The sequence below is a fragment of the Paraburkholderia sp. GAS448 genome, from assembly GCF_050435685.1.
Lineage (GTDB): Bacteria > Pseudomonadota > Gammaproteobacteria > Burkholderiales > Burkholderiaceae > Paraburkholderia.
This window is the reverse complement of sequence record NZ_JBNDKT010000058.1, coordinates 1-12,267: the sequence shown is the minus strand read 5'-3', so window position 1 is coordinate 12,267 and position 12,267 is coordinate 1. Positions and strand designations below refer to the sequence as shown.

Here is a 12,267-nt window from a genome sequence, read left to right as displayed (position 1 = left end):
GTTTGCCCACAGAGATCAGCATGTTCGATCACTCCCTGCTCGAAAACGACGATCCGCAATCCGATCCCGTCGCGTTGGAGCGTGCCGCGCAGCGCGCCGCGCTCGACCTGCAGCGTGTTGTCGCGCTGCTTGCGCAGCGTCGCCCCGGAATGCGCCGCACTGCCCGCCCCCAGCAGGCGGCGGTGTTGACGTGGCGCATGCTGCTGGATATTGAGGAACAGGCGTTTGCAGACCTGGGTTTCCAGGGGCGGCATCCCGCCACGATCCGTGATGCATTCATCCGGCTGGCCGACAGTCGCCTGCCCGTGACGGAACCTGACGCCCCCGTCGACTGGCAACATGACGAAGACCCGCTGCCTGCCATCTACGCGATCGTGCGGGCGCTCACGCAGGATCTGTCCGTCGAGACTGCCTGACGCAATATCAATCTGGATTCCTGATCATGCCATCGACCGATGACTGGACCGAAATCAATCCGTATTTGCTCAGTCACCAGGATGGATGGCTCATCTCCCGGTATTGCGGGAACGGGAGCGACATGTTTCTGCTGTGGGATCCCGACGGCAAGTGTCGTGGGAAGTTCAACCAGATCCCGTCGGCCAGACGGGCGTTCAGACGCCTTGCGCCCTGCATTACGCCCCGACTGTACGAACGAATGAAACGCGGCGAAGCGAATCGCGGACTACCGGCCGATCCGTCCTCTGTGTCGGTGGGCCATGACAGCGCGCCGATGGCGCAGCCGACAGACTTTCCGTGCTCGACGGCCTCCAGCCCCACGCGCTAACGAACTGCCAGAAATGTTCACGCATCGACGCCGTCAGTTCCAAGCCTGGAAAGGTGTGGCGGGCGATGATACGCAATTTCGCACGAATCCTTGCACCTATCCAGGATTGGAGCGTGATAGGCGTCGCATGGTGCATGCCTTCAGGCGGCGAATCTTCAGCCGTGACGGACAAAGGCGTTCGCCGCGCCGGCGATCACGCAAAAGGCGCTCGTCTGGATAATCATGGACACGAATGGCCGTCGCGTACCGGACACCTCTGACGTCGTCGAACTGTCGGACCTGTCGATCAGCAACGCGATCGGCCACCAGCGTACTTGTGCGCGGAATCATGATGCTATGCCCAGTTTTCGTCGCACCACGGAATCGCCCATGCTGCGGTTGGATCTGTGTTTTGATCTATCGTGCCCCCCCGCCATGTCCACTTGAGCAGGCACCATAGCCGCCGTGCCCGCCATTGCCGTGTCCACCGTCGCCGTGCCCGCCATTGCCGTGTCCACCGTCGCCGTGCCCGCCATTGCCGTGTCCACCGTCACCGTGTCCGCCGTCGCCGTGCCCAGTCGAACCACCAGCCGAACCACCAGCCGAACCTCCAGCCGAACCTCCAGCCGAACCTCCAGCCGAACCTCCAGCCGAACCTCCAGCCGAACCTCCAGCCGAACCTCCAGCCGAACCTCCGGCCGAACTGCTTCCACCTTTGCCACCGGCACCAGCGCCAGAAGAACTCCGCCCTGATCCTGAACCGCCATTGGTGCTGGTGCCAGGAGCCACACCTCCGATACTGTTTCCCGAGCCGGGGGATGTCGCAGTCGGCCCCTGTCCGCCTGTGCTACCGGAGGTAGTGGTCGGGCTTCCTCCGCCAACCTTTCCGCCACCACCGCTGCCGCTGCCGTCTGCGCCAGAGCCGGTCGCTGACGCCCCACCGGACCTTGCGGTGCCATTGTTGCCGACAGAAGAGCGGGTCGGGCTGACGCAATCAATGGCTGAGCCAGCAGCGATGCCGCAGCGGCTATCCGGGTCCCGTGTCGTGGCGTCACCGGGCGCCGCCCACGCCGTTTCCGTTACCAGCAGGATCAGCATCGCGGTCGACATCGCAAATGCGGTTCTTGATAACACGTAGTCGTACTTATTGTGTGTGATGGCTTTCATCGCCGTTCTCCGTTCGAAACCCTGCAAACCTCGTTGGCCTCTACTACGTCATCACGCCTTCAGCCGATGATTACGTGAAGACCGCTTTCCTCTGCAATCCGCCACCATGCAACGCTGAATACCCGACCAGGCAGAGAGAACGCTGGCAATCTCACTGGGTGCTCAACTCTCGCGAAGCGATATGTGTGCCACCTCCTTCGAACCCGTGCTGCCCATGACGCCAGCATGAAACGCGAGCCCCAGTACGAGCTGAATCCGAAAAACCGTAGCAATCCTGAATCGATTGATGTCGATTTCAGAAGAAATTGAGTCGGGTGCGTACCGGAATGACCCTGTGCCCATCGTCAAATCGCATGTAAGCGCCGAGGTTCAGGTGTTGCGTCGATGGTTAAATATCGTCCGGTTCATGTCATGTCGGGCATGGATCGGCGGTATCAGCCGGGACGTCTTTTTGATTCGGATACAGACATGCAGAACCGGTTTTGACGAGTCATTTGAGAAACGTTTTTAGAGAAATCCGTCCTGGCACATTAACGGCTCGCCAGCTTACGACGTCTGGGTAAGAGAAGATTGCGCGTTACAAGAGCTTTACACCGGCAATGCGGAAGGATTTACGCAGCATGAAGGTAGCTTTGGCGGGAGACAATGGTCGCTGTCAGCGATAAATCGCCCACTTCCGGAATGCTGCGACGGTCAGGTTTTATTGCCCCTGAAACCGGAGCTGGAAAGTCATTGATTGATGCGGGATGGGCTGTGCTATGCAATATGTAAAACGTTTCTATCCTGAATCGGTCGATGGTGCGCGTCGTGGCGATTTAACCGGGACGTGCTCCTTGTGACCAGGTTCTGGCCGCGTGGGACAGGGATTTATACAAGGCGTGCGTGGATACCTGGATCTGTGATGGACAACAATCTCCCGACTGCCTCGAATCACGAACTCCTGTCGTCTATGGTGGTCAGGCTCGCATATCAACCTCCTATATTAACCCACCGAATCACATCTGGATGTCCATATCGTATGCATAAAAAATCGGGAAAGCCACTTGTCGCCGCAACCGGGAGGCTATCCGGCCCACAATGTCACGTTAAAGAAACGTTTCTGCGATCGTGAAATATTCCACGAAGCGCTAAATGTTAAATAATGTAAAACGCCGTGAATAAGGCCATCAGATTGACTTTCAGGACTGGGATATTTCCTGTCAACCCATCCCAGATACTTCACTTCGCATTTTTTCACCCCGTTTTGACTGCCACATAAGTGCAAATATATAAACATATTCGGTCATTTCGTTGTAAACGTGAAACGTTTTTATAAATTCAATGTTTTAGAGTGCTAAGCATTCCGGATTTACTCAACATTTTCAAAGAACTGCACGCTATGGCACGGTTTTGGCTAAATGCCAGGAACCAAGGAGGCCCATCATGCGAGTTACTTCCTGCGCCAATCCACACTGCATGCCATCTGGTGCCGCACTCTGCATGGCACTGGCATTAATGGCGATCTCCCCCTGCACTCACGCGCAGGACTGCGCGTGTGCGGGCAATGCTGTCGCGGGACAGGCTGGTGCCGTCGCGAGTGAGACAGGCGAAGAAATGGCGTCCCTGGATTCGATGGCGGACGCATCGACCACGCAGGCGGATGTTGTTTCAGCCAGTGACATCGTGCTCGACGACCAGGTTCTGTCCACGCAGGTGGGTGGCTCGTCCAGCATGTTGATGGTTGCGGCCACACCGGAATTGATGAAAGGAGGGGCGGTCACGCTGTGGGATGAGATCGCACCCCCGTTGCCGCTGCCGGCGCCGGCCGGCGTTGCACAGTCAGCCCAGGGCAACGTCGCGAGTTACCAGAGAAAGTAGTTGAACGATGCCCCGGCCGTGACGCCATCACAAAGCGCGTGGCGACGTTTTCCCGCAAGGAACTGACATGACCGCATTGACACCGAAACCGTGCACCCGTGGCGTCCTCGTCTCATGGCTGCTCGTACTGTCCGCAGTCCTTGCTGCCGGCGGCTCGACAAATGCAGGCGCGCAACAGGTGACCAATCCGGGCGACCTCATCATCGAGCGGCAGGTCACACCGCGTGATGCGTTCGTCCCGGTCCCGAGAACTCAGGACCCGGTCAGCGTTCGGGCGACGACGTTTCCGGCCAGCAGCTTCGATCCGGCGATGGCGCAACTGGCCTCCGACAGCGATCTGACCAATGCGCACGGCTCAAGCGGTGTCGCCCCGAACGGCACCCTGGGTGGTACGGGGCTGCAGGACGTCACGCAGATCCTGAGTGGCAGGTCAACCGGCAGTACGGTCGCGCTCAGCGCAGGCGGTATCGGCCAGGCTGGCGCGGGCATCGGCGGGACGATCTCGTCATCGGTGGTGGGGGCGCTCGCTCCATTGTCGAACGCGCTGGGCGGCGCATCTGGAGGGCTGAAATGAGTCCCCGTCACACATGGCTCAGGCGGCTTTTCACCTGGGCCTGTATAGGCAGTGCAACGCTTGCTCCGAACGGCGGGTACGCGCAGGCGATTGCGCAGGTTGGCGGCGACGCGTCGGTCGCCACTGGTGTGGCGGTCGGTGTGCACGGCGTACTCGCGGTGAATGAAACCGCGGGCCTTGATAACGCCCAGACCAATCAGTTGACGATTGCCACCGGCACTGCTGGGGCAAACCAGAACGCCAGCGTGCAGGGCGCCGCAGGGGCTGCGCAGGTCACGCATGCTAGCGCGTCCATTGCGGGTAACGCATTTTCGAATACGTCCGGAGCGGTGATGGTGAACCAGTCCGCGGGCGCAGGCAATCTCCAGCGCAACAGTACCCAGTTGGGTACCGGGGCGGTCGGGGTCGAGACCGTATCGGACGGGGAGCTTTCCGCAACGGCCGCGAATAACGGTGGTCTGGATCGGTCCATCAGGGTTCATGGCATACGTGAGGCCAGTATTTCCAGCGAGGCCTTCAGGAACGCCAGCGGGATCGTGCAGATCAACCAGGCTGCCGGAGCCGGTAACGCCACGGCAAACAGTTTTGTGCTCCGTCCCCCGGCGGGCACTCTTTTCTAACTGAGCACCCTTGAATCGGAGCAGAAATCATGAAGCGCACTCTTATTGCCGCAGCAGTGCTGGCCGCAGCATCGGGCAGTGTATTCGCGCATGGCTGGAAGGATCCCTACATCTTTGATGCGAGCAGCGTTAGCGAGGACGTCGACATCCATGGCTGGGTCACCCTGTTTGGCGGTGTACACGTGTCGAGCACGGCGGGCGCCGTCGTCAACAATACGCAGGACGTCATGGCGGATACGACGCTGGACCCGAATGCGCAGAGCTACACGTCGGGCAGCGTCACGACCACCATCAACAACAACCGTTCGTCGGTGAGAGGCGGCGGCATTGCCTTCGCGGACGTGACGAGGACCCATTCGTCGTCATCCGTCAGCGCCCAGGGTTACGAGGAATCGTCGGGCTATACGTATGGCAACGAGCGCAGCTCGGTCTCGGGCGGCGGCTATGAATACAGCCAGCAGAGTGCGGGTATCGAGGGCAGTTTCAGTCACCAGAGCCAGAATGCCGGTGGCCATATCTCGGCTGGCGGCTCGGCCGGTGGCAGCTACAACTATGCGGTTGACAATGACCCCGGTCATGGTCATGGCTCCTTTCACACTCAGGGAGGCTTTTCGGCCGGCTATAGCGAATCCGGCTACCGGAACTCGTCGCAGGTGGCCGGTGGCTTCGAGGCGACGCAAGGCTCCGGTCAGGGGGCGCGGTGGAATTTCCATGCTGACCAGGGTTCTGGTCACCAGGCCTTTGCCGAGCAGTCGGGCGGCTACAGCGAAAGCGCCTCGCGCTCAACGGACGGTTTCGCTGCAGCATGGGGTGTCGACTCGAGCCTTGCCACGACCGACGTGACGACAACCGGCAGCATTACCCGGCACATCGATACGCAGACGCCCGGCAACCTGACAGCGACCACGGGTAGTGGCGCGGCCGACGGAGTCTCGGGCAACATCGGCGTCAACATCACGGAAGGGATCGACAACGCGCAGAGCAACGACGCGTCGCTGGCCTCGGTAGATGCGGGCAACGTGTTCGGCAATGCGGAGATCTTTAACGACCAGTCGTCGGCCGGCCACGCCCATGTCCACAACTTCAACCTGAATGCGTCGGTGGGCGATAACTCGCTGCAGGGGGCATCGGGCAATGTCGGCGTGAACGTGGCCTCGGGCATCGGCAATGTGCAGAACAACAGTCTGGCCGCCTCCACCACGACCATGGCGCCCGGGGATGACGTTGATACCGTGGCCATGGTGGCTACTGATCAGACCAGCCAGTCGGCGCACATGCACTTCAACGGTTCTTTCGAAGGGACCGCGATGCTGGGCTCGGACGCGCTGGACAATGCCAGCGGCAACATCGGGGTGAACATTGCCGGTGGGGTGGGCAACGTGCAGCACAACGGGCTGGCGATCGCCGCGATGAACCTGAGCGGGAGGTAGACAGGCTGATCAGCACAGGGGCGCGCCGGTGGCCGGGTGGTCGCCGGCGCAAACAGCAGGAGAAACGCATGTCCGGGACCAGACGGCTCATGGGGCTAAGGCTAGGGGTTGCATTGTCGATCTGCACCCTATGCACGGCCCACGCACAGGCAACCATCGATACCTCCACTCTGGCAGGCGTTCCGCTCACCAAACCGGTTCGCTCGATGAGGGAGATCCGCTATAGCCACATCGTCACCCAGCAGTTCGACTATAGCTGTGGTGCCGCGGCGCTTGCCACGCTGCTCAGGTACGGGTACAGCATTGATATCCCGGAAGCCGAACTGATTCGCCGGATGATGGCGTTCTCGACACCCGAGATCGTCGTGAAGAACGGCTTCTCGATGCTCGATATGAAGAAATTCGTCGAGACGATTGGCTTGCACGGTCGTGGATTTCGCGTCAATACGGATGCGCTCTATCACCTCCAGATACCGGTGATGGTGCTGATGAACATTGACGGCTACGAGCATTTCGTGATCGTCAAGCATGCAGAGGATGGCCGTATCTTCATTGCGGATCCTGCGCTCGGCAACCGCATCGTGCTCGAAGAAGACTTCGCGAAGACGTGGAACGGCCTGGTCTTCGCGGTTCTTGGCAAACCATTCAGGGAGGACTCACCGCTGCTGCAGGACAACGAGTCGCTGGCCCTCAGGCTGCGCGCCAACGCGCTGTCAACTGGGACCGCGGCGACACCGTTTGTAGAGTATGGCTTGATCAAGGCAGACCTGTTCTGACTCAACCATGAAGCGTCATCTTTCAGCATGGGGCCTCGCATTGTGCAGCACGATGTGCGGCTGCTGCAGTGGTGTCCTTGCCGCCGAAAACGCCGGCTTGCCCCCGGTACCTGAACTTCTTTCATCGGCTGGCATCGCCTCGCAGGCCATTCAGGTGCAGACGGTCGACGACGAGGTACTGGCACACCAGACCGGGAAATATGCCGGCGCGTCAATGATCTCCGGGTTCGTTCTGAACCTGCTTTCTGAATGGCAACAGCCGAACGGCGCGATGGCGATCGCGCAGGGCACGCTCACCGTCGTGCAGGGCGCGAGCGGCCAGATCAGCGCGACGGTCGACACGCACGCCGGCGTAACCGGCGACGCTGGGGCGGGCAGCGGCGCCAGTCGTAACGCTCACGTCAGCGGTGGACAGGGTGTGGCGGTCAACGGGATATCACAGGTCACGCAGGTGGCCGGCGACGGGAATCTCGGCACCAACGCCGCGCAGATTGATTTCAACAACAATGCGGCCCTGCTGCCCGCAGGCGCTAACGGCGCACCGTCCGCCACGGCCTCCAGCCTGACGGGTTCCATCACGGCCAGCGTCGCGTTCGGTGCCCATGGCATGTCGGTGGCGCTGCAGACGCCGGCTGGCGCGGCGACGCAGACCATCGCGCCCGGCAACGCCCAGATTGCCCAGCTGCTTCAGATCGCGGGCAATCAACAGCAGGTCACTAACCAGTTGCAACTGCATTTGCAGACGCAGCCGATATCGGCTGCGATGCTTCGCCAGATGGGCCTGCTGCAGGCCCTGCAAAACATCGTGAGGAGGTGACGGAAGCCGTTACCGGCTTGCAGGGTATGCGCAGGGAAGTTGAAGCACTGATGTCAGCGCGTGATGCATAAGCAGATAAGCGACGTGTGCCGTAATACCGGGGGAAACACAATGATCACCGTTTCGGGGACCAGGGCGACGCGCATGGCGTTGGCAGCCATTCCAGCTGCCGTCATGCTGTTCGCCTTCTCGCAGGGAGCCAGCGCGCAGGCGCTGGCCAGTCAAACGCTCGAGGAGCGGCTGAACACGCTCATGCGGGTGGTTGATGAGCAGCAGCGGCAGATCAACTCACTCGAGCGCCAGGTCACGGTCCTCGAGATGTCACAGCGCGGGCGTGGCCTGGCAGGTGCAGATGCACCTGCTGGCAGCGGCCCGGTTGCCGACCCGCCGGGCGCAGACGGACTGCCGGTGCCGCTGCCGCCTCTCGCCCAGGTGGGCCCCGGCGCGCCCGCACCGGGCGACGGCACCGGCACTGCGACAGGTGTGCCGGTGAATCCACCGGTGCCGGCGGAAGATGGCACTGGCGTTGTCGGGCAGACGCAGAAAGCCGCGGAACCGGTACGCACACAGGCCGAAAATGCGGTTGTGCAACGCGAACACGCGCCGTTGTTTGACCACAAGCTCACGCTTGACTGGGGCATCAGCGATACCTACTATGACCGCCGCCAGTTACAGCTGTCCGGGTTCCTCGCGCTTGACGCGATCTTCCTGGGCAATATCAACCTCGGTGAAACCAAGTCGCACCAGGTGATGGCCGACCTCGACACGCGCTATGGTCTGACCGACCGGATGAGCGTTGACGTCGATGTGCCGTATATCTACCGGCATAGCAATTTCATCGTCGGTGGTGCCGGCGGGGCGGCCAATACGTTGTCGGATGCGTCGGCGAATTCAAGCGATATCGGTGACGTCAACTTCGGGATCTACTACCAGTTCCTGAAGGAAACCAGCAGCCTGCCCGATATCGTGGGCAGCCTGCGCGTGAAGTCGCCCACCGGCTCATCGCCGTTCGGCATCAAGGTCCAGCAGGTCGACGCCGGCAACACCAACCTGGTGGCGCCGACCAGACTGCCCACCGGCACCGGCTTCTGGAACCTGACAGCCGGGATGTCGGTGCTGAAGACCTACGACCCGGTCGTGCTGTTCGGCAGTCTGTCCTATACGTACAACATCGCGCGCTCGTTTTCGGACATCTCGTCCGTGGTGGGCCAGACCGAACCCGCGACCGTCAAGCTTGGGGACATCGTCCAGTTTGGCGGGGGCGTCGCGCTGGCGTTCTCGGAAAAGGATTCGGCCAGCATCTCCTACACGATGGCACTCGAGCCGGAGTCAAAAACCCGCGCGCCCGGCGGCAGTTATTCGAAGGTACCGGGCAGCGAGACGACGGCCTCTGCCCTCACCTTTGGGTTGAATCACGTAGTGAACAGGCACCTGACGATCAACGCTTCGGTTTCGGTCGGGCTGACGCCTGACACGCCGAACTTCGTGGTCGGCGTGCGTTTTCCCTACACGTTCTGACGTGCCCACAATACGAGGTCAATCATGCGCGAATCATCCCATCTGACTGCCGTTACATCGTGTGCGGGCGAACGGTCGCGCCTGTCCGTTGGCCGCGCGGGCCACGCTGGCACCGTACATGTCACGACTGAACGAGTGCTGCTCTACGTCACCCACACGCCCAACCTGGCGCTGGCCGAGCATCTGAAGGGGCGAGGCTGGTCGGTATCGATCGCGTGTTCCGCGCAGGAGGCCGGCCGCGTCCTGAAACGCGGCATGGCCTGTGCGGGAATCATCGATCTGAACACCTTTGCGGATGCGGACCTGGGTGTCGTCGAAGCATGCCTGCGCCTGCCGCAGGTCAGCTGGCTTGCACTGGTTGCCCCGGAGCGGCTTGCCGATCCGCCGGTGCGTCGCCTGATCAGGCACTACTGCTTTGACTATCTCACGACGCCGGCGGAGACTGCGACGATCGACTATATTGTCGGGCATGCGTTTGGCATGGCCACGCTGAGCGATCCCGACCAGCTGTCGGGCGCTCTGGGCGAGGACCAGATGGTCGGCACCTGTGAGGCGATGCAGAAACTCTTTCGCATGATCCGCAAGGTCGCCAATACTGACGCCAGCGTCTTCATCTCCGGCGAATCGGGCACCGGCAAGGAGCTGACGGCGCTGGCGATTCACGAGCGCTCACTGCGCAGGCAGGCACCATTTGTCGCCATCAACTGTGGCGCGATCCCGTCTCATCTGCTGCAATCCGAACTGTTTGGCTATGAGCGTGGCGCGTTTACCGGTGCGAACCAGCGCAAGATTGGTCGCATCGAGGCGGCCGACGGAGGCACGCTGCTTCTTGACGAAATTGGCGATCTGCCGATGGAGAGCCAGGCGAGCCTGCTGCGCTTTCTGCAGGAGGGCAAGATTGAACACCTTGGCTCTCACGAGCCGATCCCCGTTGATGTGCGGATCATCTCAGCGACACACATTGATCTGGAAGCCGCGATGCGCGACGGGCGGTTTCGCCCCGACCTGTACCATCGCCTGTGCGTGCTGCGCGTCGATGAGCCGCCGTTGCGCGCACGCGGCAAGGACATTGATATTCTTGCGCACCACATCCTGAACCGGTTCAGGGCTGACAGCGCATGCAAGGTCCGCGGCTTCACGCCATCGGCGATCCAGGCGATGTACAACTACAGCTGGCCTGGTAACGTGCGCGAGCTGATCAATCGCGTGCGCCGTGCGATCGTGATGGCGGAAAACAAGCTGATCTCGGCGGAAGATCTCGATCTTAAACCGTTCACCGAACGGCAGACGACAACCCTGGCACAAGCCCGCGAAGCTGCCGAGAAGCAGGCCATCGAGACCGCGTTGCGGCGAAACCGCCACCGTCTCAATGAAGCCGCGACAGCGCTCGGCGTTTCAAGGGTCACCCTGTACCGGTTGATGTGTGCGTACGATCTGAAGCGGTGAAGGGGCAGTGTCGCAACAGGAACCTGGCGCCAACGGCGCTTATGGAGACACGGGTCATTAGTTGCACCACGCGGCCGTAATCAGGATCATGTTTTTGGGAAGGACTGCCTGGTGAAACGAGGGTCGACGCAGGTCGACATGTGCTGCGGCCCCCGCGTAAACGATGGTGGGAGAACCCCATTCGTATGCGTACCATGAAACCGGGCGCTGCGGCAGCAACAGGCCGTGACACCACCAGCGCCATGAATGCTGCCAGGAGAAAACCATGAACGATGCCAGCCTGGGCGCGCTCACCTGCGCAAACGGGATCACCTCACCTGAGGGCAACTGCAGCAACGCCAGCAACTCCGGCAACACACGGCAGCCGTACGTGTTCGTGGTGGACGGCGACGAGCGGGTCCTTCGCGCCCTTGCCCACCTGTTTCCCGGCTACGCCATCCAGACATTCAGTTGCGCCCGGGACTTTCTGGCGCATGCCGATATCGTCCATGCCCCGGCGTGCCTGCTGCTCGATCTGCGCCTGCCCGACCTCGACGGTCTTGCCGTGCAGCGCGAGGTCGGCGCGGTGCTGCCCGTCATCTTCCTGACCGGCCACGCGGACATCAACACGACTGTCAGGGCCATGAAAGCCGGCGCGTGTGACGTGCTGCCCAAGCCCGTCACCGAAACGATCCTGCTGCAGGCGGTCAAACACGCGATCCTGCGGGCCTCCAGGATGTTCGAGCGCAGACGGGAACTGGCGGAGATTGAACGATGCCTGTCGCAGCTGTCATCACGCGAACAGGCGGTGATGGCGGGGGTCGTCATGGGCCTGCTGAACAAGCAGATCGCAGCCCGGATGGGGGTTGCTATACAGACTGTCAAGGTCCATCGTGGCAGGGTCATGGCGAAGATGAACGCGAAGTCCGTGCCCGAACTGATTCGCATGGTCGACAAGGCAAACGCTGCACGCGAGGACCCACTGTGACATGGGGACCTGCGGGTCCCTGCCACGGAATCTCATCCCGGCATGCCGGGTCCGCGTGAGCGACACCAGGGATGACGGGTTGATGAGGCAGCCGGAGAACGGTTTGGCCAACACGTAGCGCTGTTCGATCAGCCAGCGAAACAGCGCGGAGCGCACCGTCAGCGCATAGGCCGTCGAGTGTGCAGACAGTCCGCCTACGAAGGGCCGCCATTCCACCTGATCGCGCGATCGGTGCTGCGGCTGCGGCCTGCCTCGCCATGATGCAGCACGACAAAATCCGTGGCGCGTCAGACAGTTATGTTCCGGCTCCTTCCAGTTATCCCCAGAGATGT

General features: G+C 61.4%; 11 protein-coding genes and 1 pseudogene. 10 read left to right on the top strand and 2 right to left on the bottom strand.

Features of this window, described 5'->3' with window-relative positions; genetic code table 11:
• The first annotated feature begins 20 nt into the window (after positions 1-20).
• Positions 21-416, top strand: a complete 396-nt coding sequence (locus P3T23_RS43500) for a DUF2471 family protein (protein WP_429322232.1) — start codon at positions 21-23, stop codon at positions 414-416.
• 694 nt (positions 417-1,110) lie between these two features.
• Here P3T23_RS43500 and P3T23_RS43495 read toward each other — a convergent pair.
• Positions 1,111-1,530 (bottom strand): hypothetical protein, encoded by a 420-nt coding sequence (locus P3T23_RS43495; RefSeq protein WP_429322231.1) that lies wholly within the window; start codon positions 1,528-1,530, stop codon positions 1,111-1,113.
• 1,822 nt (positions 1,531-3,352) lie between these two features.
• Here P3T23_RS43495 and P3T23_RS43490 point away from each other — a divergent pair.
• The 9 genes from P3T23_RS43490 to P3T23_RS43450 all read left to right on the top strand — a co-directional run bounded on the left by P3T23_RS43490 (position 3,353) and on the right by P3T23_RS43450 (position 11,935).
• Entirely contained in the window at positions 3,353-3,787 is a 435-nt protein-coding gene (locus P3T23_RS43490) for a hypothetical protein (protein WP_429322230.1), read from the top strand.
• Positions 3,788-3,854: 67 nt separating this feature from the next.
• Positions 3,855-4,361, top strand: a complete 507-nt coding sequence (locus tag P3T23_RS43485; protein WP_429322229.1) for a hypothetical protein — start codon at positions 3,855-3,857, stop codon at positions 4,359-4,361.
• Positions 4,358-4,981: a hypothetical protein gene (locus P3T23_RS43480; protein WP_429322228.1), complete on the top strand. Its 624-nt coding sequence runs from the start codon at positions 4,358-4,360 to the stop codon at positions 4,979-4,981. Before P3T23_RS43485 ends, P3T23_RS43480 begins: the two co-directional genes overlap by 4 nt.
• 29 nt (positions 4,982-5,010) lie before the next feature.
• On the top strand, positions 5,011-6,411 hold the full coding sequence (locus P3T23_RS43475; protein WP_429322227.1) for a hypothetical protein: 1,401 nt from the start codon (positions 5,011-5,013) through the stop codon (positions 6,409-6,411).
• Between the two features lie 68 nt (positions 6,412-6,479).
• A complete protein-coding gene (locus P3T23_RS43470) occupies positions 6,480-7,187 on the top strand; it encodes a C39 family peptidase (RefSeq protein WP_429322226.1) in 708 nt (235 codons plus the stop codon).
• A 7-nt stretch (positions 7,188-7,194) separates the two neighbouring features.
• Complete coding sequence (locus tag P3T23_RS43465; RefSeq protein WP_429322225.1) at positions 7,195-8,004, top strand: peptidase C39; 810 nt, start codon at positions 7,195-7,197, stop codon at positions 8,002-8,004.
• Between the two features lie 111 nt (positions 8,005-8,115).
• Positions 8,116-9,522 carry a hypothetical protein gene (locus P3T23_RS43460; RefSeq protein ID WP_429322224.1) on the top strand — a complete coding sequence of 469 codons (1,407 nt, stop codon included), beginning with the start codon at positions 8,116-8,118 and terminating at the stop codon, positions 9,520-9,522.
• Between the two features lie 24 nt (positions 9,523-9,546).
• A complete protein-coding gene (locus P3T23_RS43455; RefSeq protein ID WP_429322223.1) occupies positions 9,547-10,968 on the top strand; it encodes a sigma 54-interacting transcriptional regulator in 1,422 nt (473 codons plus the stop codon).
• 265 nt (positions 10,969-11,233) lie between these two features.
• On the top strand, positions 11,234-11,935 hold the full coding sequence (locus P3T23_RS43450) for a response regulator transcription factor (RefSeq protein WP_429322222.1): 702 nt from the start codon (positions 11,234-11,236) through the stop codon (positions 11,933-11,935).
• A 66-nt stretch (positions 11,936-12,001) separates the two neighbouring features.
• Here the strand turns inward: P3T23_RS43450 and P3T23_RS43445 are convergent.
• Positions 12,002-12,267: pseudogene (locus tag P3T23_RS43445) on the bottom strand (hypothetical protein); the annotation flags it as partial.

Bases quoted from the DNA above. Each gene is read 5' to 3' on its own strand.
- P3T23_RS43475 (WP_429322227.1), top strand. From the start codon at position 5,011: ATGAAGCGCACTCTTATTGCCGCAGCAGTGCTGGCCGCAGCATCGGGC.
- P3T23_RS43450 (WP_429322222.1), top strand. From the start codon at position 11,234: ATGAACGATGCCAGCCTGGGCGCGCTCACCTGCGCAAACGGGATCACC.
- P3T23_RS43455 (WP_429322223.1), top strand. From the start codon at position 9,547: ATGCGCGAATCATCCCATCTGACTGCCGTTACATCGTGTGCGGGCGAA.
- P3T23_RS43480 (WP_429322228.1), top strand. From the start codon at position 4,358: ATGAGTCCCCGTCACACATGGCTCAGGCGGCTTTTCACCTGGGCCTGT.
- P3T23_RS43495 (WP_429322231.1), bottom strand. From the start codon at position 1,530: ATGGCGGTTCAGGATCAGGGCGGAGTTCTTCTGGCGCTGGTGCCGGTG.
- P3T23_RS43470 (WP_429322226.1), top strand. From the start codon at position 6,480: ATGTCCGGGACCAGACGGCTCATGGGGCTAAGGCTAGGGGTTGCATTG.
- P3T23_RS43485 (WP_429322229.1), top strand. From the start codon at position 3,855: ATGACCGCATTGACACCGAAACCGTGCACCCGTGGCGTCCTCGTCTCA.
- P3T23_RS43500 (WP_429322232.1), top strand. From the start codon at position 21: ATGTTCGATCACTCCCTGCTCGAAAACGACGATCCGCAATCCGATCCC.
- P3T23_RS43465 (WP_429322225.1), top strand. From the start codon at position 7,195: ATGAAGCGTCATCTTTCAGCATGGGGCCTCGCATTGTGCAGCACGATG.
- P3T23_RS43490 (WP_429322230.1), top strand. From the start codon at position 3,353: ATGCGAGTTACTTCCTGCGCCAATCCACACTGCATGCCATCTGGTGCC.
- P3T23_RS43460 (WP_429322224.1), top strand. From the start codon at position 8,116: ATGATCACCGTTTCGGGGACCAGGGCGACGCGCATGGCGTTGGCAGCC.